At 70.4% G+C, this 23,635-nt stretch carries 22 protein-coding genes; 3 read left to right on the top strand and 19 right to left on the bottom strand.

The window, feature by feature from the left end; genetic code table 11:
- The 12 genes from D7X32_RS24695 to D7X32_RS24750 form a co-directional block, all read right to left on the bottom strand.
- The coding region (locus tag D7X32_RS24695) for a hypothetical protein (RefSeq protein ID WP_120605029.1) at positions 1-437 on the bottom strand (437 nt) is incomplete at its 3' end.
- The gene (locus D7X32_RS24700; protein WP_120605030.1) at positions 434-1,633 is read right to left on the bottom strand and encodes a hypothetical protein; all 1,200 of its coding nucleotides are present in this window, start codon (positions 1,631-1,633) and stop codon (positions 434-436) included. The genes D7X32_RS24700 and D7X32_RS24695, both read right to left, overlap by 4 nt.
- Complete coding sequence (locus tag D7X32_RS24705; protein ID WP_014399396.1) at positions 1,630-2,190, bottom strand: c-type cytochrome; 561 nt, start codon at positions 2,188-2,190, stop codon at positions 1,630-1,632. The genes D7X32_RS24700 and D7X32_RS24705 overlap by 4 nt, the downstream gene beginning before the upstream one ends.
- A complete protein-coding gene (locus D7X32_RS24710; RefSeq protein ID WP_120605031.1) occupies positions 2,187-2,732 on the bottom strand; it encodes a DUF3341 domain-containing protein in 546 nt (181 codons plus the stop codon). The genes D7X32_RS24705 and D7X32_RS24710 overlap by 4 nt, the downstream gene beginning before the upstream one ends.
- Positions 2,733-2,736: 4 nt before the next feature.
- A complete protein-coding gene (nrfD, locus tag D7X32_RS24715) occupies positions 2,737-4,176 on the bottom strand; it encodes an NrfD/PsrC family molybdoenzyme membrane anchor subunit (RefSeq protein WP_120605032.1) in 1,440 nt (479 codons plus the stop codon).
- A gap of 5 nt (positions 4,177-4,181) precedes the next feature.
- Positions 4,182-7,400 carry a TAT-variant-translocated molybdopterin oxidoreductase gene (locus D7X32_RS24720; protein ID WP_120605052.1) on the bottom strand — a complete coding sequence of 1,073 codons (3,219 nt, stop codon included), beginning with the start codon at positions 7,398-7,400 and terminating at the stop codon, positions 4,182-4,184.
- Positions 7,397-8,059 (bottom strand): cytochrome c3 family protein, encoded by a 663-nt coding sequence (locus D7X32_RS24725; protein ID WP_120605033.1) that lies wholly within the window; start codon positions 8,057-8,059, stop codon positions 7,397-7,399. Before D7X32_RS24725 ends, D7X32_RS24720 begins: the two co-directional genes overlap by 4 nt.
- Before the next feature lie 446 nt (positions 8,060-8,505).
- Positions 8,506-8,781, bottom strand: a complete 276-nt coding sequence (locus tag D7X32_RS24730; protein ID WP_120605034.1) for an HNH endonuclease — start codon at positions 8,779-8,781, stop codon at positions 8,506-8,508.
- Positions 8,782-8,875: 94 nt separating this feature from the next.
- Entirely contained in the window at positions 8,876-9,529 is a 654-nt protein-coding gene (gene pdeM, locus D7X32_RS24735; RefSeq protein WP_120605035.1) for a ligase-associated DNA damage response endonuclease PdeM, read from the bottom strand.
- Positions 9,499-12,060, bottom strand: coding sequence for a ligase-associated DNA damage response DEXH box helicase (locus D7X32_RS24740; RefSeq protein ID WP_120605036.1), 2,562 nt, complete (start codon positions 12,058-12,060; stop codon positions 9,499-9,501). The genes pdeM and D7X32_RS24740 overlap by 31 nt, the downstream gene beginning before the upstream one ends.
- Positions 12,047-13,645: an ATP-dependent DNA ligase gene (locus D7X32_RS24745; protein WP_120605037.1), complete on the bottom strand. Its 1,599-nt coding sequence runs from the start codon at positions 13,643-13,645 to the stop codon at positions 12,047-12,049. The genes D7X32_RS24740 and D7X32_RS24745 overlap by 14 nt, the downstream gene beginning before the upstream one ends.
- 3 nt (positions 13,646-13,648) lie before the next feature.
- On the bottom strand, positions 13,649-14,671 hold the full coding sequence (locus D7X32_RS24750; RefSeq protein WP_120605038.1) for a ligase-associated DNA damage response exonuclease: 1,023 nt from the start codon (positions 14,669-14,671) through the stop codon (positions 13,649-13,651).
- A gap of 201 nt (positions 14,672-14,872) precedes the next feature.
- On the opposite strand from D7X32_RS24750, the gene D7X32_RS24755 reads away from it, so the two are divergent.
- The 3 genes from D7X32_RS24755 (at position 14,873) to D7X32_RS24765 (ending at position 17,915) form a co-directional block, all read left to right on the top strand.
- Entirely contained in the window at positions 14,873-15,787 is a 915-nt protein-coding gene (locus tag D7X32_RS24755; protein ID WP_244239159.1) for an SH3 domain-containing protein, read from the top strand.
- Positions 15,788-15,858: 71 nt separating this feature from the next.
- Positions 15,859-17,355: an anthranilate synthase component I family protein gene (locus tag D7X32_RS24760; RefSeq protein WP_120605039.1), complete on the top strand. Its 1,497-nt coding sequence runs from the start codon at positions 15,859-15,861 to the stop codon at positions 17,353-17,355.
- The gene (locus D7X32_RS24765; RefSeq protein ID WP_120605040.1) at positions 17,352-17,915 is read left to right on the top strand and encodes an anthranilate synthase component II; all 564 of its coding nucleotides are present in this window, start codon (positions 17,352-17,354) and stop codon (positions 17,913-17,915) included. The genes D7X32_RS24760 and D7X32_RS24765 overlap by 4 nt, the downstream gene beginning before the upstream one ends.
- 6 nt (positions 17,916-17,921) lie before the next feature.
- On the opposite strand, the gene D7X32_RS24770 is transcribed toward D7X32_RS24765, so the two are convergent.
- The 7 genes from D7X32_RS24770 to trpD are packed head-to-tail and all read right to left on the bottom strand — an operon-like array spanning position 17,922 to position 23,635.
- Positions 17,922-18,518, bottom strand: coding sequence for a histidine phosphatase family protein (locus D7X32_RS24770; RefSeq protein WP_120605041.1), 597 nt, complete (start codon positions 18,516-18,518; stop codon positions 17,922-17,924).
- 51 nt (positions 18,519-18,569) lie between these two features.
- Positions 18,570-19,121, bottom strand: coding sequence for a GNAT family N-acetyltransferase (locus tag D7X32_RS24775; protein WP_120605042.1), 552 nt, complete (start codon positions 19,119-19,121; stop codon positions 18,570-18,572).
- Positions 19,122-19,169: 48 nt separating this feature from the next.
- Entirely contained in the window at positions 19,170-19,961 is a 792-nt protein-coding gene (gene trpA, locus D7X32_RS24780) for a tryptophan synthase subunit alpha (RefSeq protein ID WP_120605043.1), read from the bottom strand.
- Positions 19,958-21,163 (bottom strand): tryptophan synthase subunit beta, encoded by a 1,206-nt coding sequence (gene trpB / locus D7X32_RS24785; protein WP_120605044.1) that lies wholly within the window; start codon positions 21,161-21,163, stop codon positions 19,958-19,960. The genes trpA and trpB overlap by 4 nt, the downstream gene beginning before the upstream one ends.
- Before the next feature lie 11 nt (positions 21,164-21,174).
- The gene (locus D7X32_RS24790; RefSeq protein WP_120605045.1) at positions 21,175-21,807 is read right to left on the bottom strand and encodes a phosphoribosylanthranilate isomerase; all 633 of its coding nucleotides are present in this window, start codon (positions 21,805-21,807) and stop codon (positions 21,175-21,177) included.
- Complete coding sequence (locus D7X32_RS24795; RefSeq protein ID WP_167506508.1) at positions 21,804-22,622, bottom strand: indole-3-glycerol phosphate synthase TrpC; 819 nt, start codon at positions 22,620-22,622, stop codon at positions 21,804-21,806. The genes D7X32_RS24790 and D7X32_RS24795 overlap by 4 nt, the downstream gene beginning before the upstream one ends.
- Positions 22,619-23,635 carry an anthranilate phosphoribosyltransferase gene (gene trpD / locus D7X32_RS24800; RefSeq protein ID WP_120605046.1) on the bottom strand — a complete coding sequence of 339 codons (1,017 nt, stop codon included), beginning with the start codon at positions 23,633-23,635 and terminating at the stop codon, positions 22,619-22,621. The genes D7X32_RS24795 and trpD overlap by 4 nt, the downstream gene beginning before the upstream one ends.

Genomic DNA, 23,635 nt, shown 5'->3' on the forward strand with positions numbered 1-23,635 from the left:
GGCTCCGGGGCCGGCGTGGGGGCCGGGGCCGGCTCGCGGGCCTTCTGGGCCTCGGCCGTGATGACCTGGTCCATGGCCTGCTCCAGCGTCTTGTGGGCGGTGACGCCCGGCTGGTCGCCATAGCCGTTCTTCAGCGCCTGGTGCTGGCCGCCCAGCTTCTCCGTCGCGCGCCAGTCCTGTTCGAACAGGCGCTGGTTCACGATGCCGATCTCGTACTGGCCCACCGCGGCGGGGCGGGGCGGAGGACCGTCCGGCTGGGCCTCCTGCATGGTGACGACCTGGACTCGCCAGGCCCACACCGCGCCCGCGAGGAAGAGGACCATGGCACCGATGCCGATGCCCACGACCTTCCCCATGACGATGTGGTCTTCCTCGGCCGCCACGCCATGCGCGCCGACGATGACCCGCGATTCGACTTCGGACTGGGTCTTCTTCATGGCTGCACGTACCTCAGGGACTCCGCGATGTAGGGGTCCTTCACCGGGAACGTGTACTTGTTGCGCGCCCGGAAGAGGGCGAAGCCCACCGCGACACCGCCCACGCCCACGAAGGCCGTGATGAGCGTCCAGTGGAAGGTCGGACCGGCCTCACCGGAGAACGCCGGCCAGATGAGCCAATACAGGTCCACGGCGTGCATGAGAAGCATGTAGACGGCGGCGACCGCCAGCAGCCGGGGCTTCTCCTTCAGCTTGCGTGACAGCAGCGTGAAGAACGGCAGCACGAAGTGCAGGAAGAAGATGGCGATCGACATGGAGCGCCACGAACCGTACATGCGCAGGCCGTACCAGGGGGCCTCTTCCGGGATGTTGGCGATCCACACCAGCAGGAACTGGGAGAAGCCGATGTAGGCCCAGAACGCCGTGAAGGCGAAGATGAGCTTGCCCAGGTTGTGGAAGTGCGGAACCTTCACCAGGCTGCCGTACAGGTCCTTGCCCTGCGCCTGGACGGTGATGATCGTCAGCAGGCAGAAGGCGGCCAGGAAGCTGCCGGCGAAGTAGTAGACGCCGAAGATGGTGGACTGCCACAGCGGCGTGAGGCTCATCAGCCAGTCGAAGGCGGCGAAGGTGATGGTCAGCGCCAGGAAGGGCAGGGCGCCCGGGGAGAAGCGGCGCTGCTTGACGGTGAGGTCCAGCCCGCCCGCCTCGTCCTGCTTCGTGCTCCAGCTGTACAGCCGGTGCGAGACGAAGATCCACACCGCGAAGTAGATGGCCTGACGGACGGCGAAGAAGCCGCCGTTCAAGTAGTGCTCCTTCTTGTGGTGAAGGTGCTCCACCTCGATGCCGTGGATGTGCGCGGCCAGGGGCGAGCCGTCAATCCAGGGGTACAGGTACTTCATCAGCGGAATGAAGGCGAGGATGAGCACCGCGAAGACGGGCACCGTGATGGCCATCGTCTCCATGGCGCGGCGCAGGACGATGAGCCACTTCGCCTTGGCCGTGTGGAAGATGGCCAGCATGATGAGGGCGGCCACGCTGATGCCGACCCAGTAGGTGAAGCCCAAGAGGTAGCTGAAGGCGGTCGCCTCGGGGTTCATGAAGAAGCCCACGGCGGTGAGCACGAGGCCCACCACGCCCAGGCCGAACGCGGGCACCATCAGCTTGGGCGTGCCGGTGTAGCGCTCCATGGCAGTCATCGGTTCTCCTGCGGAACGGGCTGCGTCCCGGCGGTGCTGCGGGCGGCCTGGAGCGCGCGCACGTAGGCGACGACGGCCCAGCGCTCACGCGTGTCGAGCTCACCCGAGAAGGACGGCATGATGCCGTAGCCCTCGTTGATGGCGGTGTAGAAGTGGCCGGCCGGCTTGTCCGCGAGCTCCAGCAGGGACGGCGGCAGGCGCAGCGCCATGTTCTCCGCGACGACGCTGTTGCCGTCGCCGAGCACGCCATGGCACTGCGAGCAGACGATGTTGTACTTCTTCTGGCCCAGCTCCAGCAGGTGCTTGTCCACCGGCAGCGGGATGGCGTTCACGGCGACGCCGTTGGCGCGGCCCGTGGAGATGCCCGGGTTGCCCACCGGCCGCTCGCGCGGGACGGTGCCGGCGGGGGGCACGCGCATGGCGCGGCCGTCCGGCCAGAACTCGGACGTCTCGTAGTACTCGTACTTGGCCTGGGTCTCCATGCGCTGGAGGAACTCCGAGCTGACGTTGCAGCCCGTGAGCGCGGCGAGCCCGGCGGCGGGGATGAGCCACCTCATTCGTTCTCTCCCGACACGACGGTCACGTGGGTCGCGCCCAGGGCCGTCAGCTGGTTCTTGACGTCCGCGGCGTCCGTCCCCGTGGGGTGCGGGATGCTCAGCCAGAAGCCGTGCGTGGACGCGCTGCGGAACTCTTCCGACTCGAAGGCCGGGTGGTAGGGCTGCGGCAGCTTGCTGAGGCCCAGCAGGCCAAAGAAGATGCCGAACGCGGCGAACAGCACGCTCAATTCGAACGTGATGGGCACCCAGGCCGGGAGGCTCAAGAGCGGACGGCCGCCGACGTTGAGCGGGTAGTCGACGGTGTTCATCCACGTCTGCATCGTGAGGGCGGTCACCATGCCGGTGAGGCCGCCACCCAGGGCGATGAAGGGCACGCGAGAGGGCGGCAGGCCCAGCGCCTCCGACCCGCCGTGGAGCGGGTAGGGGGAGTAGGTGTCCATCCCCTGGAAGCCCTTCTCGCGCATCTGCTGCGTGGCGGAGACGAGGGCTTCCGGGGTGGCGAACTCGGCCATCACCCAGGAATCAAGGACCTTGGCTTCCATGATGCTAGTGCGCTCCGTGGGTGGCCGCGGCGTCCGAGCCGTGGTGTCCGTTGCCATGGGCGGCGTGGGCGGCGTGCTTGAGCTCCAGCTGGAGCTCCTTCACCTCGCTCACCGCGACGGCGGGAACGAACTTGAGGAACAGGAGGAACAGGGTGCCGAACAGGCCCAGCGTGCCGATGTAGATGGACCAGTCCACCCAGGTCGGCGTGTAGATGTCCCACGACGAGGGCAGGAAGTCCTGCGACAGCGACGTCACGATGATGATGAACCGCTCGCACCACATGCCGATGTTCACCGCGATGGACGCCACCCACATGATGGGGATGCTGGTGCGGCACTTCTTGAACCAGAAGATGTTCGGGGTGATGACGTTGCAGGCGATCATCAGCCAGTACACGCCGGCGTAGGGGCCCGTGGCGCGGTTCACGTAGAAGGTCCAGAACTCGTACTGGTTCATGGAGTACCAGGCGATGAAGTGCTCCATCAGGTATCCGTAGGACACGAGCATGCCCGTGGCGAGGATGACCTTGTTCATGTTCTCCAGGTGGCGGTCCGTGATCACGTCCCGGAGGCCCAGGTACTTGCGGGCGGGAACGATGAGGGTGATCACCATCGCGAAGCCGCTGAACACGGCGCCGGCCACGAAGTAGGGCGGGAAGATGGTCGCGTGCCAGCCCGGAATCTGGGACACGGCGAAGTCGAACGACACGATGGTGTGCACGGACACCACGAGCGGCGTCGAGAGGCCGGCGAGCAGCAGGTAGGCGATCTTGTAGTTGTGCCAGTGGCGGCCCGAGCCGCGCCAGCCCAGGGCGAACAGGCCGTAGATGGTGCGCTGCAGCTTCGTCTTGGACGAGTCACGCAGGGCGGCCAGGTCCGGGATGAGGCCCACGAACCAGAAGAGGGCGGACACCGTGAGGTACGTGGAGATGGCGAACACGTCCCACACGAGCGGCGAGCGGAACTGCGCCCAGGCGCCCAGGGTGCTGGGGTAGGGGAACAGCCAGAAGGCGAACCAGGGACGGCCCGTGTGGAGCAGCGGGAAGAGACCCGCGCACATGACCGCGAACAGCGTCATGGCTTCCGCGAAGCGGTTGATGCTCGTGCGCCACTTCTGCTGGAAGAGCAGGAGGATGGCGGAGATGAGCGTGCCGGCGTGGCCGATACCGACCCACCAGACGAAGTTGATGATGTCGAACGCCCAGCCGACGGGCTGGTTGTTGCCCCACACGCCGATGCCGCGCGCGAGGGTGTACGTGACGCCGATGACCAGGAGGCCCAGCGCCGCGGACGTGATGCCCAGCAGCATGAACCAGCCCTTGCCGGGCTTGCGCCAGACATGGTCCAGCAGCGTCTCATTGAGGGACTTGTCGTCGTGGTGCGGCGCGACGAGGTCCCGGGGCTCGAGGGGGTCGAGCGGGAGTGCGTGTGCGGTCTCGGCCATGACGGTCAGTGACCTCCTTCGTGCGCCGGCGCCGATTCAGCGGGAGCAGCGGCCACGAGGGCGGGGTTGGGGTTGCGCAGGCGGATGAGGTGGGCGGTGCGGGGGCGGGTGCCCAGCTCGTGCAGCAGCCGGTAGGCACGCTCGTCCTCGTGGAGCTGGGTGACGCGCTGGGCAGGGTCCGCGAGCGAGCCGAAGGCGATGGCCTGCGTGGGGCAGGTCTGCTGGCACGCCGTCTGGAGCTCCTTCTCCTGGATGAGGCGCTTCTCGACGCGGGCGTTGATGCGCACGCGCTCGATGCGCTGGACGCAGTACGTGCACTTCTCCATGACGCCGCGGTTGCGCACCGTGACGTCCGGGTTCATCAGCATCTTCTCGGTCGGCGTCTTGCCCTGCGTGTAGTGCAGGTAGTTGAAGCGGCGGACCTTGTAGGGGCAGTTGTTGGAGCAGTACCGCGTGCCGATGCAGCGGTTGTACACCATGTCGTTGAGGCCCTCGTCCGAGTGCACGGTGGCGTTCACCGGGCAGACGTACTCGCAGGGGGCCTTCTCGCAGTGCACGCACGCGACGGGCTGCATGACCATGGCGGGGTTGTTCTCGTCGCCCTGGAAGTAGCGGTCGATGCGCAGCCAGGCCATCTCACGGCCGCGGCCCACCTGCTCCTTGCCGACGACGGGGATGTTGTTCTCCGCCTGGCACGCCACGACGCACGCGTTGCAGCCCGTGCAGCGCGACAGGTCGATGGACATGCCCCACTTGTAGCCCTCGGCGGGCGTCTTGGCGTAGTCGAAGTCGGGCAGGTTGTTCTGCTTGCCCAGCTTGAGCTCGCCCTGGACGCGCTCGAGGACGTGCTCCGTCTCCTTCGACGGGTGCGCCAGCTCGCTCACGGACATGTCGAGCGCCAGCGGGCGGCCCTCCATGCGCCAGTGGTACTGGGTGCGGGCGAAGGTGTGGCTGCCGCGGACCTTGGTCAGCCTGGCGCCGCCGTCGAACCAGGGGGCGTTCACGGTGCGCAGCTGGTTGGCGTTGAAGCCGACGCCCTTGGCGACGACCTCGTGCAGGCCGGTGCGGCCGTAGCCCAGGGCCACGGTGACGGTGTCGTCCGCGTTGCCGGGGAGGATGGTGACGGGGACCTGCAGCTTGCGCCCGCCGTACTCCAGCTCCGCGAGGTGGCCGTTCTCCAGGCCCAGCCGCTTGGCGGTGGCGGGGCTGAGGATGGCGGCGTTCTCCCAGACGATCTTCGTGATGGGGTCCGGCAGCTCCTGGAGCCACGCGTTGTTGGCGAAGCGGCCGTCCAGGACCTTGTAGTCATGGACGAAGTTGATCTCCAGCTCACCGGCGGCCGGCGGCTGGTAGGCGGCGACCAGCGCGTTGGCGGCGCCCGTGTCCGGGGTGGCCGTCAGCGCGGCGGCGATGCTGCCGGGGACGACGCCCTCGGAGACCCAGGTCTCCCAGCGGGTCTCGAAGTCGGCGCGGCCGGCCTCGCCACCCTGCGCGGTCCAGTAGTCGCGCAGAATCTGGTAGGCGGGGCGGAAGGGCTCGTCGAGGAACAGCGCGTACAGCTCCGCTTCCGGCACGCCGTTGAAGAGCGGCTGGATGAGGGGCTGCGCGATGCTGACCGTGCCGTCCACCGCGCGGCCGTCGCTCCAGGTCTCCAGCTGGTGCGCCAGGGGCACGAACCAGTCCGCGAACTTGGAGGTCTCGTCCTCGTAGTGACCCGCGTACAGGACGGACAGCGCCTTGCGGTTGGCGTTCTGCTTGGGGTCCAGCACCTCCGCCAGGCCCGCGTCCACCGGCAGGGCGTAGACGGGGTTGGTGGCGGTGATGACCAGCGTGTCCACCTTGCCGGCCTTGATGTCCGCCACCAGGGCGCTGATCTCCGCGAGGCCCGAGGCTTCCGGGGCGGCGGCCGGGACGACCTTCACGGTCGTGCCCACGTTGCCCAGCGCGGCGTTGATGGCCTGCGCCAGCGCGTGCACGGCGGCGGGCTGGCGCTCACCGGCGAGCACCACGCTGCGGCCGGCCTTGGACTTGAGGTCCTGGGCCACGGCCTGCACCCACGAGGAGACCTCCGGGCGCACCGTGCCGGCCTTGCCGGACGCGGCGGCGCCCAGGCTGGCGGCGGGGCCACCCACGGCCTGCGCCAGCGCGGCGGCGATGCCGAGGATCTCCGCGGACTTCACGCGCAGGCGGTGGTCCGCCATGCCGCCGGTGATCGACATGCGGGATTCCGCGACGTAGAGGCGGTTGAGCTCGCCGTTCTTCGGGTCGCGGCGGTCGCCGAACTGGCGGGAGACGGCCAGGTTCTCCGGGCGGCTCTCCAGGAAGTCCGCGTCCAGGGAGACGATGATGTCCGCGCGGGTCAGGTCGTGAAGGGCCTGCACCGGCTGGCCGAACAGCGCGCGGTTCGCCTCGGCGGCGGCGGTGCCGGAGAGGGAGGCGAACGCGTGGAAGCGCGCGTTGGGCAGCTTCTTCTGGATGCGGCCCGTCACGTCGCGCAGCATCGGCGAGCTGATGGGCTCCGTGAGGAAGCGCAGGCGGCTGCCGCCGTCGGCGACGGCCTTCTGGCTGACGAGGGTGGAGATGTCCTCGGCCAGAACGCGCAGCGAGCGGGGGTTGTTGCCCTGGCGCAGCACGCGGGCGCGCTGCGGGTCATAGAGGGAGAGCAGGAACGCCTGCTCGAAGATGCCCGCGGCGCCCTGGTTGATGGGGTGCTGGGGGTTGCCCTCGATCTTCACCGGGCGGCCTTCGCGCGCGGTGATCAGCAGGCCGGAGGTGTGGCCCCCCAGCGTCATGCCGGACGCGTAGTGCAGCGGGTTGCCCGGGACGACTTCCGGCGGCGTCTTCGTGTACGCCACCATCCGCTCATCCTGCGGACGGGTGCTGCACGCGGTGGCGCCGGCCAGGGCGAGCGACGCGCCCAGGAGCTGCATGAACTCGCGGCGGGCGAAGCCGGTGGGGGGAAGGTCCGCGCCGACGGGGAATTCCGGGCGGGTCTCCTCCAGGAACTCCGGCGTGGCGAGCTTCTCCTCCAGGCCGAGCCAGTACGTCTTGCCGTACGAGCCCTCCGCCGCGACGGCGCGGGTGGACGCGTGCTCGAGGGCTTCGTTCACGACGTCGTCGTGGGCGTGCGCGTGGGGTGCGGCCTCGTTGCGGCCCGAGACGACCGGGAGGGCGAACGACGAGGGGGTGTCCTGCGCGGGCGCGCTGTCAGGCTTGGTGTTCATCGGTGGCATGTGGAGCAGCTCGTGCGCGAGTGAACGTCGTATTCCTTGGAGAGCTTCTCGGCGAGGGCCGCGGCTTCCGCCTTCTCCGCCGGAGGCGCCCAGGTCATGCTGGTGATGAATTCCTGGGGCCGGAGGTTGGGGCCGGGGTTGCGGTGGCAATCCAGGCACCAGCTCATCGTCAGCGGGGCGGACTGCTCGATGGCGCCCATCTGGTCCACGCGGCCGTGGCAGGTGGCGCAGCCGACGCCCTTGCCCACGTGGATGGAGTGGTTGAAGTAGACGAAGTCCGGCAGGTTGTGGACGCGGACCCAGGGGATGGGCTGGTCGGCGAAGAACGCCTTGCGGACCTCGGTGAGGTACGGGCTCTTGTTCCACACCTGCGCGTGGCAGGACATGCACACGGTCGTGGAGGGGATGCCCGCCGACGGGGACTTCTCCACCGTCCAGTGGCAGTAGCGACAGTCGATCTGCTCGTCACCGGCGTGGTGCCGGTGGTCGAACTCGATGGGCTGTTCCACCGGGTGCGCCTGATTGGTCACGTGCGGAGAGCGCACGTAGGCCAAGAGGCCGCCGATGGCGATGGCGGGCACGGCGAGGAGCATCGCGGCCGACAGGCGCGACACCGTATTCGTCCAGCGTGGGAAGAGAGGGCCGCTCATACCAGGACCAGGGGCAAGGGGACTGAAGGCGACATGAAAGCAGGGGTGGACGCGGGGAAACCGGCCGGCGCGGAAGTCAGCGGGACCATCCCGGCCCCGGTGGACCGGGCGGGCGGTGGCTCCTGGCGCTCAGACGGCAAGGCAGTCACGTCCAACGAACCTCTAGGATGGTGCCGTGGGCGTGGGTCCCTCATGCATTTCCCGACCCAACGCGGCGCGGGACCATCAACCATGAGCACGGCAGTGTCAACCATTCTGTGGGGAGTGGGAATAAGGAGCGCTTAGCACCTTCCGGGGCGGTTGCGACAAGTTGCCCGCGCGGGGTGATGAATCCCGCTTCTGGCGATCGGAAGGGGGCTTTGCGCGAGCGGCTCCGCCCTCGGGGATCAATCCCTCTCAAGGGCCTGCTACAGGGTGCGACGATCCACGTCACGCCTGAAGCGGGGCTACTCGGAGTCCGGGTCGCCAGCGTCGCGCCAGCGGTCGCGGCGCTTCTGGAGCAGGCGCTCCACCAGTTCGCGCACGCGGGCGTCGCGGTGGAAGTTCGCGTCATGGCGGCTGCCCTTGCCCTGGTTGCAGCGGGCGCAGGCGAGGCCCAGGTTCTCCAGCGCGTCGGTGCCGCCCGCGCTCCGGGGCACGATGTGCTCGATGGTGGCGCGGCTGATGGGTTCGCCGTCCAGGCTCACGGCGAGGTGGGCGTTGCAGTGCAGGCACTTGCCCATCCACACCTCGGCGCCCCGGTGCGGGACGCGCTCGAAGGTGGCGTCGGTGGCGATGATCCCCAGGACGCGGCGGCGCTAGGCCTGGCTCATGGCCCTAGACCTCCACCACCGCGGTGCCGGCGACGGCGTAGACGCGGTCCTTGCGACCCCGCCGCACGTCCATCCCTCCGGTGAAGGCGCTGAACGCGGGCAGGACGCCCACCCCGGGGCGCAGGTGGAAGCACGGCAGCCGCAGCCGGTCCGCCCCGCCCGTCAGGCGCACCATGGGGTGGAGGTGCCCGGCCCAGACGTAGCGGCCGGCGGCGGGCTCCGGGTGGTGGGCGAAGCGGAACGGGCCTTCATCTAATACCTCCTCGCGGTCCTCCATCCGCCAGATGGGGGGAAGGGTCCGGACGTGGCGGTCGTGGTTGCCGCGTATCAGCACGACTTCTAGTGAAGCATGAGCTTCTCTCCATGTATTCACGCGGCTGATGACGTCGCGGGTGAGCCCCTGGCGCGAGTGGACGAGGTCACCTACTAGAAGGAGGCGCCGGGCGCCGGTGGCGGTGAGGGCGGAGGAGAGGCGGGCCAGGTCGTCATCCAGGACCCCCAGGGGCAGGGGGATGCCGTGCTGCTGGAAGGACTCGGTCTTGCCCCAGTGCAGGTCCGCGACGGCGAGCACTCCGGCCTGGGGCCAGTGCAGGGCCCGTTCCGGGAGCAGTTCCACGTCCGCGTCCGCTACGCGGGTCTGGCATCGGCCTGGGACCATCGCTCCTTGAGACGCTCCACGCGGTCCAGCAGGGATTCGTTGGACACGCTGGCGCTGATGCGCTCGACGACGAGCGGGAAGGCCAGCGGCGAGGGCCGGTGGACGTGGACGACTTCGACGGGGCTTGCTCCCAGGCGCTCCAGGGTGCGCGCGAGCCGGCCCTGTTCGAACTGCTGCTCCAGCACCTCGCGGCGGGCCTGGCGCAGCAGGAGGTTGTCCGGGTCGTACTTCACGAAGACGTCATAGAGGAGCGCGGCGCTGGCCTGGACCTGACGCGTGGACTTGCGCGCCCCGGGCAGGCCCGGCATCACCAGCCCGGCCACGCGGGCGATGTCGCGGAACTGCCGGCGCGCGAGCTCGCTCAGGTTCACGCTCTCCAGGATGTCCTCCACCAGCCGCTCGCGGGTGAAGAGGGCCGGGCGCAGGGCCTCGTCGAAGGGGAAGGGCGTGGGGGTGAGCAGCTCCAGGCCGTAGTCGTTCACCGACAGGCTGAAGGTGGCCTTCTGCAGGCGCGTGAGGCGCAGGGCGAGGAGCGCCGCCAGTCCTTCGTGCACGAGCCTTCCTTCAAAGGGATAGAGGAAGAGGTGGTGGCCGTCGCGCGTGCGGCAGGTCTCCGCCAGACAGCGGCCGTCGCCGGGGATGCGCGACAGGCGGGCCTGTGCATCGAGGATGGGCCACGCGGCGGCGATCTCATCCCGGGTGACGTCGCCCTGGCGCGCGGCCTCCAATGTGCGGCGCATCGCGGACGCGAGCGAGGTGGAGAGGGGCAGGCGGCTGCCGCCCCAGCGCGGCGTCTGGGTGGCCTTGGCCTTCGCGGGCTTCACGTAGGCCGTCATGTCCTTGAAGCGGCTGAACTCCAGCCGGCGGCCCGCGAAGAGGAAGGTATCCCCAGGCTTCAGGCGGCTGACGTAGGACTCCTCCACCGTGCCCAGGTTGCCGCCGCTCCAGTAGCGCAGCTGCACGGACGCGTCCGAGGTGATGGTGCCGATGTTCAACCGGTGCAGCCGGGCGAGCCGCACGTCGGGCACGCGGAAGCGGCAGTCCACCTCCACCACGCGGCGGAACTCCGGGTAGGCGCGCAGCGTGGGGCCTCCCTCGCGCACCAGGGTGAGGGCCCAGTCGAACTCCTCGTCGGTAAGGGACGCGTAGCTGGTGGCGGTGCGGACCTCGTCGCGCAGGGCTTCGCGGGTGAAGCCTCCTCCCAGCGCGCACGTCACCAGGTGCTGAGCCAGCACGTCGAGCGGCTTGGACAGTGGCGTGCGTGGCTCCACCTCACGGCCCGCGATGGCGTCCCGGGCGGCGGCCATCTCCACCAGTTCGAGCGCGTGCGTGGGGACGAAGAGGATGCGGCAGGTGGCGCCGGGGCGGTGCGCGCTGCGGCCCGCGCGCTGAAGGGTGCGGCCGATGCCCTTGGGACTTCCTATCTGGATGACGCGCTCCACCGGGCCGAAGTCCACGCCCAGGTCCAGCGAGGACGTGCACACGACGAGGCGCAGGCTGCCGTCCTTGAGGCCTCCCTCCACTCGCTCGCGCTCCTCGCGGTCGATGGAACCGTGGTGCAGCGCGAGCAGGTGCTCCCATTCGGGGCGCAGGAAGCGCAGGCCTTCGAACCAGCGCTCCGCTTGCGAACGGGTGTTGGTGAAGAGGAGCGTGGACTGCGTTGGATCCAACCATTCCGCCACGCGCGGGAGCATGGTGAAGCCCAGGTGGCCCGACCAGGGGAAGGTGTCCATCTCCGCTGGCAGCAACGTCTCCACGTCCACCGGGCGCTGGAGCTCCGCGCTCACCAGGGTGGGCTTGCGGTCCGTGCCGACGACGGTGCGCGCGGCCTCCTCCAGATTGGCGAGCGTGGCGGACAATGCCCAGATGCGCAGGCCCGGTGCGAAGTGGCGCAGGCGGGCCAGGGCCAGCTCCACCTGGGTACCTCGCTTGGAGGCGAGCAGTTCGTGCCACTCGTCCACGATGACGGCGCGCAACGAGGCGAAGTTCTCCGCCGCCTGCTCTTGCGTCAGTAGGAGTGACAGGGACTCCGGCGTGGTGATCAGGACCTGGGGCAGACGCTCGCGCTGGCGCTGACGCACGGAGGAGGAGGTGTCGCCCGTGCGGCTCTCGACCTCCAGGTCCGCGTCCAACGCCAGGAGTGGTTCACGCAGGGCCTGCTCCACGTCACGCGACACCGCTCGCAGCGGTGTGAGGTAGAGGATTTGAAGGCCCTTCTGGTCGCGCTCCGCCACGTCCGCCAGCGGGCCGATGTATGCCGCGTAGGTCTTCCCCGCGCCGGTGGGCACGTGGATGAGGCCGCTGTCTCCTCGCGCGTAGGCGGCCCACGCTTCTTCCTGGAAGGCGTAGGGCGTCCATCCCTTGGACGCGAACCACTGGCGGAGTTGCTCCAGTGGCGCTCCTTGATAGGGAGAAGGGCTCCGGGGGGCGGGACGCTTCGCGCGGGTTCGCTTGGGCTCCGGTGATTCCGTCTGCGTTTCCGGCGCGTGCTTGCCGCGCATGCGATTGCGGCGGGGCTTAGTGGGCTGCATGGAGCAGCCCCTTCAATGAATCGAGCGTGTCCGCGTCCTGCGCCGTCTTGTCCGCGCGCCACCGCGCGATGCGAGGGAAGCGCAGGGCGATGCCCGACTTGTGGCGCGGGGAGGGCGCAATGGCTTCGAAGTGCAGCTCGAACACCTGCTCCGGATCCACAGAGCGCACCGGGCCGAACTTCTCTCGCGTGTGGGCTCGGATCCACCGGTCCAGCCGGCCAATCTCCTCGTCGGTGAGGCCCGAGTAGGCCTTCGTCACCGGCAGCAGGTCCTCGCCGTTCCACACCGCGAAGGTGTAGTCCGTGTAGAGCGACGAGCGCCGGCCGTGGCCCGGGTGCGCGTAGAGCAGCACCGCGTCCACCGTGTAGGGGTCGATCTTCCACTTCCACCAGTCACCGCGCTTGCGACCCGTCTGGTAGGCGGAGTCCAGGCGCTTGATCATCAGGCCTTCGACGTTGCGCGTGCGGGACTCCTTGCGCAGCTCCGCCAACGCCTCCCACGACGGCGCCGTCACCGACGGAGAGAGGGGGAAGCGCGGGTGGTCCTTGAGCAGGGCCTCCAGCCTCGCGCGCCGCTCGCGCAGGGGCAGCTCGCGCACGTCCTTCCCGTCCTGCTCCAGCAGGTCGTAGACGACGAACGCGGCGGGGGCTTCCGCCAACACCTTGGGCGTGAGCTTCTGTCTGCCAATGCGGCGCTGGAGCCGGGCGAAGGGCAGGGGGACACCGTCCTCGTAGGCCATCACCTCGCCGTCGAGCACCGTGCCTTCGGGCAGCGCCCGGGCGGCCTCGGTGATTTCGGGGAAGCGCTCGGTGATCAGCTCCTCGCCCCGGCTCCAGAGGAACACGTCGCCCTGGCGGCGGATCAGCTGGCCGCGGATGCCGTCCCACTTCCACTCGATGAGCCAGTCACTCAGTTCGCCCAGGGACTCCGCCGGCTGCTCCAGCGGGGACGCGAGGTAGTACGGATACGGGCGCGACACGTGCCCGTCCGACACGTCCTGCGCCACGAGCTGTTCGAAGAACGCCTTCGTCGGCGTCCACGTCCCCATCAGCCGGTGCGCCACGCTGGGGGGCGGCAGGCCCGTGACCTGGGCGATGGCTCGCACCACCAGCGTGTTGGACACGCCCACGCGCAGCTCGCCTGTGAGCATCTTGTTGAGCAGGAACAGCTCGCGGCGGGGCATGGACTTCCACCAGCCCACCACGCGCTCGCGCTGATCCGCCGCGTCCAGCCCGCGCAGGGGCAACAGGCGTTCTTCCAACCACCGCGAGAGCGGGAGTTCCTCGGCGTGCTCGGGCGGGAGGTTCGCGCCGTCGAGCAGCAGGGCAATCACCTCCGCCAGGTCTCCCACCGACGCGTAGACTTCATCGAAGAGCCAGTCCGGGATGCCCGTGAGCTCCTGCGTCCAGCCCACCAGCAGCTTCGACGTGAGCAGCCGCTTGAGCTTCTGACCCGTGAGGAAGAACAGGCCCCAGGCCGCGTCCTCCGGCGGCGTCCGCCGGAAGTATCGCGCCATCGCCTCCACCTTCGCGTTGGTGGAGGTCGTCTGGTCGAGCGTGTCGTACAGGTCGGCCAGTGCTCGCACGGGTCAGTCCTCCGCTTCGCCCTCGAAGGGCGTGGCGAGCGGCGAGGCATCCACGCCCCGCTCCCGCAAGTAGTGCGACAAGGGGTCGGTGTAGCCGTGCGTCACGAGCACCTTTTCCGCCTGCGTGTCCGCCACCGTGCGCAGGAGGTCCGGCCAGTCCGCGTGATCCGACAGCACGAAGCCCCGGTCGTAGCCGCGGCGGCGCCGGTTGCCGCGCACGCGCATCCACCCCGACGCGAAGCCCGTCTCCGCTTCGCCGAAGCGGCGCATCCACGTGGACCCGGCCGCGCTCGGTGGCGCCAGCACCAGCGCGCCCGCGAAGGAGGTGCCCTTCTCCGTCTCCGACACCAGCTGCGTGGGCAGCATCGCGATGCCCGCCTCGCGGTACGCGGTGACGAGCCCGTTCACCGCGCCGTGCACGTAGGCCGGCCGGTCCGTCAGCTTGCCCAGCTCCGCCAGCAGCCGCTGCGCCTTGCCCAGCGCGTAGCAGAACAGCACCGCCGAGCGCCCCGCCTCGCGGTTCGCGTCCCACCAGCGCAGGATGTCCTGGGCCACGAGGCGCGGATCATCCCAGCGGTAGATGGGCAGACCGAACGTGGCCTCGGTGATGAAGGTGTGGCAGCGCACGACCTCGAAGGGCGCGCACGTGGGGTCCGGCGTGCGCTTGTAGTCGCCGGAGATGATCCACACCTCGCCCCGGTGCTCGACGCGGATTTGAGCGCTGCCCAGCACGTGGCCCGCGGGGTGGAAGCTCACGGTGGTGTCGCCCACCTTCAGCGTCTCGCCGTACTCCAGCGTGTCGATGACCGCGTCCGCGCCCAGCCTGCGCTGCAACAGCCCCAATCCCGGGCGGGCGCCCAGGTATCGCTTGCTGCCGCTTCGCGCGTGGTCTCCGTGCGCGTGCGTCACGAGCGCCCGCTCCACCGGACGCCAGGGGTCGATGTGGAAGTTCCCCGCCTGGCAATACAGCCCCTGCGGCGTCACGGAAACCAGCGGCGGTCGGTCCTGAGGGGTCGCGGTGGCCACGGTCCTCTAGAGGTAACGAGGGCTTGGGGCAGGGGCCACCCATGGCTGGACCGTGTGGGGAGCTCCGCTGACAAGGGGGCGGGCGTGCGTCCAGGAGCTGCTTGCGATCCAAACGACGAAGCCAGGGACCGGAGGGCCCCTTGGATGGTGGGCGTGGACGGGGGATAAACCTGGGAACCCTCACTTTCGGACCCTTTCGCGATGCTGACGACGCCCGCGCTCCTCCTGTCCCTCACCCTGGCGCAGTCCACCCCTGCCGCGGACGCGGTGCTCGAATACACCGCACCGATGGCGGAGGAGGGCGCGTCGGCGGATCCGGCGGACTTCGCGTTCACCGCCTTCACGGAGGGACAGACGGTCTACCTGGGCGTGGACGAAGCGAACCTGCGTGGGAGCGCGGCGGCGGACGGGGCCGTGGTGCAGACGCTGATGCTGGGCACTCCGGTGCGCGTGCTGAAGGCGGGGGAGCGCGCGAAGGTCGGCGAGTACATCAACACCTGGTACCAGGTGGCCGTCGTGGACGCGAAGGCGGCTCCGGGCGCGGCCCCTGCCTCCGGTTGGGTCTTCGGCAACACGCTCACGCCCTTCCGCTTCGAGGCCGACCTGGATGGGGACGGCGAGCTGGAAGTGGCCACGGTGGTGATGAGCAATGAGTTCAAGGCGCGCGTGCGCGTGCTGGAGCCGAACGTGAAGCCACCCCGCCGCGTAAGCAGCGTGGACGTGCTGGTGGCTTCCATGGACTACGGCGGCGGGCAGGGTGGTCCGGTGGAGGTGAAGCTCGTCCCCGCGAAGCAGGCGGGTGTGATGCTGCTGCAGTTGGATTCCAAGCCGGAGCGCTGTGGCGACTTCGTCACGTCCTACGTGAGCTACACCGGGTCCAATGGGAAGCCGGGCGTGCTGGGCAAGGCGAAGCTGGCGCTGCAGCTGGGCGGGCTGATGGATCCTCCGAACGAGCACACGTTCAAGGTCTCCTTCCAGCCAGCCGCGAAGCGGGCGCTGGTGGTCCGCACGAGCATCGAGGAGGAACACGGCAAGCCGCAGAAGGTTACGGAGCGCGAGGTCTATCAGTGGAAGGACGGCGTGTTCGCCGAGGCGAAGCCCGTCGCGAAACCGTAGTCGCAGGGCCCGGAAGGCCGGGCACCCGGGCGCCCCTCCGGGGAGTGGAAGAGGGGTCAGGGCAATCGACCATGGATGCGCAGGAGCGGAAGGCAGCCTACCGGCAGCGCGCGGAAGCAGGCCAGGCGGTGCCGGTGTCGGTGGAGTTGCCGGCGGACCTGGATACGCCGCTGTCGGCATACCTGAAGCTGGGCGGTGGAAGCCGCGGCTTCATCCTCGAGTCGTGCTACGGCGGCGAGCGCTTCGGGCGCTACAGCCACGTGGGCGTGAACCCGGCGGGCCGCGTGCGGCTGGACCGGGACGGGCTCACGTTGTTGCGTGGCTCGCATGAGGAGCGCCGCGAAGGCCGGCCGCTGGACGTGCTGCGCACGCTGTGGCGCGAGCTGTCCGTGGCGACGCTGCCGGGCGAGGCGCCCTTCCTGGGCGGGCTCGTGGGCTACCTGGGCTACAACGCCACGTCGTGGTTCGAGCCGAGCGTGCCGGACCGCCACCCGCGCGACACGGGCTTCCCGGACTCCGAGTGGCTCGTGGCCGAGGACTTCGTCACCCACGACACGCGCACCCAGACGCTCAAGGCCTTCGCCATCGCGCGGCCCGCCCTGCACGGCAGCGTCGCGCAGGCGCTGAAGGACGCGGAGGAACGCGCGGAGGCCCTGGCGGAGAAGCTGCGCCGGCCGCTGCCTCCAGAGGCCTATGCGCCCGCTCCCACGCAGAAGAACGCGCCGGCCCCCGTCGCGTGCTGGGACCGCGAGGGCTACGCGCGGGCGGTGGAGAAGGTGCAGGAGTACGTGCGCGCGGGGGACTGCTTCCAGGCGGTGCTCGCGCGCAGGTTCGAGGCGAAGGGCGCCATCCCGCCGCTGTCGCTCTACCGGGCGCTGCGGCGGGTGAACCCGTCGCCGTACCTGTTCCTGGTGGACCTGGGCGAGGCGCGCGCGCTGGTGGGCGCATCTCCGGAGCTGCTGGTGCAGGTGCGCGACGGGGACGTGGTGGTGCGGCCCATCGCGGGCACGCGGCGCCGGGGCGGCTCCGAGGCGGAGGACCAGCGGCTGGAGAAGGAGCTGCTCGCGGACGAGAAGGAGCGCGCCGAGCACATCATGCTGGTGGACCTGGGGCGCAACGACGTGGGCCGCGTGGCCGCGCCGGGCACCGTGCGCATCGAGGACCTGATGATCATCGAGCGCTACAGCCACGTGATGCACATCGTGTCCCAGGTGCGCGGCAAGCTGGACACCACGCGTTTCGACGCGCTGGACGCCCTGGCGAGCACCTTCCCCGCGGGCACCGTGTCGGGCGCGCCGAAGATCCGCGCGATGCAGATCATCGACGAGTTGGAGCCCATGCGGCGCGGGCCCTATGCCGGCGCGGTGGGCTACCTGTCCTTCTGCGGCACGCTGGATGTGGCCATCGCGCTGCGCACCTTCTTCGTGGATGGCGACCGCACGATGTGGACCGCCGGCGCGGGATTGGTGGCGGACTCGGACCCCATGAAGGAAGCGGACGAGACGGAAGCGAAGGCGGGCGCCATGGCCGCCGCGCTGCGCATGGCGCGTGAAGGAGGTGGGCGGTGATCCTCGTCATCGACAACTACGACTCGTTCACCTTCAATCTGGTGCAGCTGCTCTACACCCTGGGCGCGGAGGTGAAGGTCGTGCGCAACGACGCGCTGGATGCCGCGGGAGTCGCGGCGTCGGGCGCGTCGCACCTGGTGGTGTCCCCGGGGCCGTGCACGCCGCACGAGGCCGGGGTGAGCGTGGCGGCCATCTCCCAGTCGCGCGTGCCGGTGCTGGGCGTGTGCCTGGGACACCAGTCCATTGGCGCGGCGTTCGGCGGGCAGGTGGTGCGCGCGCCAGAGCCCGTGCACGGCAAGGCGGCGCTCATCCGTCACGACGGCACCGGCGTCTTCACCGGCATGCGCCAGGGCTTCCAGGCGGCGCGCTACCACTCGCTGGTGGTGGCGGCGGACTCCATGCCCGCGGAGCTGGAGGCCACGGCGTGGAGCCAGGACGGACTGGTGATGGCGCTGCGTCACCGGACGCGGCCGGTGGTGGGCCTGCAGTTCCATCCGGAGAGCGTGCTGACGCCGGAAGGCCCGTCGCTGGTGCGCAACTTCCTGGAGGGGAAGCTGTAGCGGGCTTCAGCCCTTCAAGTGCGTGGTGTCGTTCCAGCTCACGAGGACCGGCTGCTTGCCGCCGGCCTCGGAGCCCAGCACGCTGAGGGAGGCCGTGCCCAGGTGGAACAGTCGGCCGCCGTCCGGGGGCAGGCCCAGCCAGCGCGAGGCGAGGATGCGCAGCATGTGCCCGTGCGAGAAGAGGAGCACGTCATCGTTGAGGGCGCGTGCCTCCGCGATGATGCGGTCCGCGCGGGCGCCCACCTCTTCCAGCGTCTCTCCGTTGGGAACGCCGTCCGCCCACAGCGTCCAGCCCGGGCGTGTGGTGCGGATGTCCGCGCCGGTGCGGCCCTCGTAGTCGCCGTAGTTGAACTCCATCAGGTCGTCGCGCTTCTGGGCCACGTCGCCGTAGCCCGCGAGCACGCAGGTCTCCAGGGCGCGCGTCAGCGGGCTGCTCCACACGGCGGAGAAGCGCCACGCGCTCAGCGGCGCGCGGAGCTGCTCCGCCATCTGGCGGCCCTCTTCCAACAGCGGCAGGTCCGTGCGGCCGGTGTGCTGGCTGCTGCGGCTCCACTCCGTCTCACCGTGACGGACGAGGACCACCTGGGGCGCGCGTGAGTTCATGGCGCCAATCTGTGTCAGCCCGTGGCGGGACGGGAGGGAAAAGTGCCGGCGCTAGCGCTTGCGTGTCCGCCACTCCTCACGGCTCTGGCCCCAGATCTCCACCTCATGGTCGTTGTAGGGCGCCGGCAGCATGCCCATGCGCAGGAAGCGCGAGCCCAGCCGGCGGGCCACCTGCTTCGACGGCTCGTTGGGCGGGGAGATGGAGTGGATGACCTCCGTCCACCCGAGGTGCTCGAAGGCCCAGTCGATGGTGGCCGCGGAGCCCTCTGTCGCGTAGCCCTTGCCCCACGCGTCGCGCGAAAGGCCCCAGCCCACCTCCGGGCCCGGCCAGTCCGCGGGCTGCCAGGGCCCGAGCCGGCCGACCCACTTCCCGGTGGACTTCTCGAACATGGAGAACATGGCGAAGCCCTGGAGGACCCAGGAGCCGGCCATGGCGCAGACGGCTCGCCACACGTTGGAGCGGGGCTGGAGGCCTCCGATGTAACGCGCGGTCTCCTCGTCCGACATCATCGCCACGAAGCCATCCAGGTCCTGGAGCGTGGGCGGACGCAGGATGAGTCGGGGCGTTTCGAGAGTAGGCCCCAGGGTGGGCGGGGTGAACACGGGCAGACCTCCACGCGCCGGCAAGAGGCCGGCACATGGAGGCGCACCTTAGCGCTTCAGGCCGCGCTTGATGTCCGCGCAGAGCTGCTTCGCCGCGGCCGGGCCATCCGCGTGGGCGGCCTTTACCAGGGCGCTGCCCACCACGACGCCGTCCGCGTGGGCCACCAGCGGCCGGGCCGTCTCCGCGTTGGAGATGCCGAAGCCCGCCACCACCGGCACCGACGCGGCCCGCTTCACCAGGTCCAGCCGCTGCGACAGGTCCGGCGGCAGCTCCGCGCGCATGCCGGTGACGCCCGCCACGGACACGCAATAGACGAAGCCCCGCGCGTCCTTCGCGATGGCCTCCGCGCGCGCGGGCGGCGTCGTGGGCGCGCACAGGGGCACCAGGTCCACGCCCTCCTTGTCGAACGCGGCGCGGATGCTCGCGCTCTCTTCGGGCGGCAGGTCCGGGAGGATGGTGCCCGCGATGCCCCGCTCGCGCGCGAGCTTCGCGTAGCGCTCCTCGCCCATGGCCATGATGACGTTGACGTACGTCATGATGACCAGCGGCGTCTCCGGGCAGCGGCGGCGCACCTCCGGCACCACTTCATCCAGCACGCGGCGCAGGGTGGCACCGGCCTTCAGCGCCCGCTCCGACGCGGCCTGGATGACGGGCCCGTCCGCGATGGGGTCGCTGAACGCCACGCCAATCTCCAGCACGTCCGCGCCGCCCTCGACCATCGCGGCGAACACCTCCACGGACTTCGGCAGGTCCGGGTCTCCCGCCATCGCGTACGCCACCAGCGCGCCCTCGCCCCGGGCCTTCGCCCGTGCGAACGCCTTGCCCAGTTCCGCGCTCATGACTTCACCCCCGTCGCCGGCGGCACGCCACGCGCCGAGATGGTCGCCACGTCCTTGTCGCCCCGGCCCGAGCAGTTGATGACCAGCTGCTTGCCCTTGCCCAGGTCGCGGGCCAGCGCGCGCGCCGCCGCGAACGCATGCGACGTCTCCAGCGCGGGGAGGATGCCCTCCGTGCGCGCGACCTCGTAGAAGGCGGCGAGCGCCTCGTCGTCCGTCGCGGTGCGCACCTCCATGCGCCCCGTCTTCGCCAGGTGCGCCAGCTCCGGCCCCACGCCCGGGTAGTCCAGGCCGGCGGAGATGCTGTGCGCCTCTTGAATCTGGCCGTGCTCGTCCTGGAGCACCAGCGAGCGCGAGCCGTGCAGCACGCCCTCCGTGCCCAGCGTCAGCGACGCGCCGTGCTGGCCGGACTCCAGTCCGTGGCCCGCCGCCTCCACGCCCACCAGCCGCACCGCCGTGTCCGGGATGAAGGGGTGCAGCGCGCCGATGGCGTTCGAGCCGCCGCCCACGCACGCGATGATGGCGTCTGGCAGCCGGCCCAGCGCGGCCATCGTCTGGGTGCGGATCTCCCGGCCGATGACGGATTGGAAGTCGCGCACGATGGTGGGGTAGGGGTGCGGACCCGCCGCGCTGCCGATGACGTAGTAGGTGTCCTGCACCTGCGACACCCAGACGCGCATGGCTTCATTCATCGCGTCCTTGAGCGTGCGCGAGCCCGACTCCACCGGCCGCACCACCGCGCCCAGCGCGCGCATGCGGAAGACGTTGAGCGCCTGGCGCTCCACGTCTAGCGCGCCCATGAACACCTCGCAGGGCAGGCCGAAGAGGGCGCACGCGGTGGCGGTGGCCACGCCATGCTGACCCGCGCCCGTCTCCGCGATGATGCGCTTCTTGCCCATGCGCCGCGCGAGCAGCACCTGGCCCACGGTGTTGTTGATTTTGTGCGCGCCCGTGTGCGCCAGGTCCTCGCGCTTGAGCCACACCTGCGCGCCGCCCCAGGACCCGGTGAGGCGGTGCGCGGGCGTCAGCGTGGTGGGGCGGCCCACGTACTCGCGCAGCACGCGCGTGACTTCTTCGTTGAAGGACGCGTCCGCTTGCGCCTTCGCGTAGGCCTCTTCCAATTCCAGCAGCGCCGGGACCAGGGTCTCCGGCACATAGCGTCCGCCGTAACGGCCGAAGCGGCCCACGGCAGTGTCCGTCGTCATGGCAAGACTCCTCAGGGGTTGAGGGACCGGACCGTGCGCACGAAGGCGCGCACCGCGTCCAGGTCCTTGATGCCAGGGGAAGACTCCACCCCGCTGGCCACGTCCACACCGTATGGCCGGGTGGCCTTCACGGCCTCGGCCACGTTGGAAGGCTTGAGGCCGCCCGCCACCAGCACGGGCAGGCCACAGTCCGCCAGCTGCTTCACCAGCGACCAGTCGAAGGTGACGCCGCCGCCGCCGTAGCCCGGGGCCGCGCCGTCCAGGAGCAGCCCCGCCACATCGCCCACGCCCACGTAGCTCCGGGCGAGGGCCACGTCGTCCGGCCCGCGCACGCGGAGCGCCTTGATGATGGGCACGCCGTAGCCGGAGCAGGCCTCGGGCGGCTCGTCGCCATGGAGCTGCACTGCGGTGAGGCCGCACTCGCGCACGCGCACGCGGATGTCCTCCGGCGTCGCGTTGACGAACACGCCCACCATGGCGGCCAGCGGGGGCCGCGTGCGCGCGAGCGTCGCCGCCGTGGACAGGTTCACGAAGCGGGGAGAGGCCGGATGGAAGTTGAGCCCCATCGCGTCCGCGCCCGCCTCCCACACGCCCTTCGCGTCCTCGACGCGGGTCACGCCGCAGACCTTCACCAGGACCCTCATGTCCCGCCGCCTTCCAGGCCGAGCAGCCGGCGCAGCGCCTGGCCTGGATCCGCGTCGCGCAGGAGGGACTCCCCCACGAGCACGGCGTTGGCGCCCGCGTCACGCGCGGCGGTGAGGTCCGCCAGGTGCTTGAGGCCGCTCTCCGCCACCAGCGCCGTGGACCGCGAGCGCAGCCCGGGCATCACCCGGAGCGCCGTGCCCGTGTCCGTCTTCAGCGTGGCGAGGTTGCGGTTGTTGAGGCCGATGATGCTCGCGCCCGCGGCCAGCGCGCGTTCGGCGTGCACGTCCGTGTGGGCTTCCACGAGCGCGGCCACGCCCACCTGCTTCGCGGCGGCGACCATCTCCCGGAGCTCCGCGTCCTCGAGCGCGTCCGCGATGAGCAGCACCGCGTCCGCGCCCCAGGCCGCGCTCTCCTCCACCTCGCTGGCGGCGACGAGGAAGTCCTTGCGCAGCACGGGGATGGAGACGGCGGCGCGGACCGCGACCAGGTCCTCCAGGTGGCCGCCGAAGTCCGGCCCGTCGGTGAGCACGCTGATGGCGCAGGCTCCGGCGGCTTCATAGGAACGGGCCACCGCGACGACATCCGCGTGGGGGAAGGCGCCGCCCGACGGGCTCTTGCGCTTCACCTCCGCGATGACGTTGACCGGGTGTCCGGGCACGTGCCGCACCAGCGCCTGGGCGAAGTCCCGCGTCGGGGGATGCGCGCCGTGCGTGGGCGGAGGACGGGTCCCCAGCTCCCGGCGCTTGCGCGCCATGATGACGTCCAGCGTGCCGGGTGCGTCCACCGGCTTCGCGGCTGAAGAGGAGGTCGTCATGCCGCGGCCTTCTGGATGAGCGCCGTGAGCTTGCGTTCGGCGGCCCCGGAGTCGATGGCGTGCTCGGCCCGCTTCACGCCCTCCTTCAGGGTGTCCACCAGCCCCACGATGAGCAGCGCGGCGGCCGCGTTGAGCAGCACCGCCGTGCGCACTCCGTCACGCTCTCCCGCGAGCAGTCCGCGCAGGCGCTTCGCGTTCTCCTCCGCGTCGCCTCCCGCGATGGATTCACGCGGCACCGTGGACAGGCCCGCGTCTTCCGGCGTCACGGTGAAGCGGCGCACGGTGCCGTCCGCGCACAGCTCCGCGACCTCCGTGGGCGCGCACGGCGAAATCTCATCCAGCCCGTCGTGCCCGTGCACCACCCAGGCGCGCCGGCTGCCCAGCCGTCCCAGCACGCGCGCGGTCTGCTCCACGCGCTGCCGGTCGAAGGTGCCCAGCAGCTGGTAGCGCGCGCCCGCCGGGTTCGTCAGCGGCCCCAGCAGGTTGAACACGCTGTGGAAGCCCAGGTCCCTGCGCGCCTGCGCCACGTGCCTCAGGGCGCTGTGGTGCGAGGGCGCGAACAGGAAGCCCACCCCGTGCTCGTCGATGTCGCGCGCCACCTGCGCGTGCGCGCGCTCCATGGATACGCCCAGCGCCGCGAGCACGTCCGCGCTGCCGCAGCGGCTGGAGACCGCGCGGTTGCCGTGCTTGGCCACCGTCACCCCCGCCCCGGCGGCCACGAAGGCCACCGCGGTGGAGATGTTGAAGGTGTGCGCCCCATCACCCCCGGTCCCGCAGGTGTCGAGCACCACCTCCGCCAGGGGCGCGATCTTCGCCGCGCAGGCCCGCATGGCCTCCGCCGCGCCGAGGATTTCGTCCTCGGTCTCCCCCTTCATGCGCAGCGCGGCCGCCAGCGCACCGACCTGCGCGGCGGATGCCTCGCCCGCGAGCATCTGACCCATGACAGAGGCCATCTCCTCGCGGGAGAGGTCGCGCCGGCCCACCACCTTGCCCAGCGCTTCCTTGAGCGTCAT

The sequence above is a fragment of the Corallococcus carmarthensis genome, from assembly GCF_003611695.1.
Classification (GTDB): Bacteria; Myxococcota; Myxococcia; order Myxococcales; family Myxococcaceae; genus Corallococcus; species Corallococcus carmarthensis.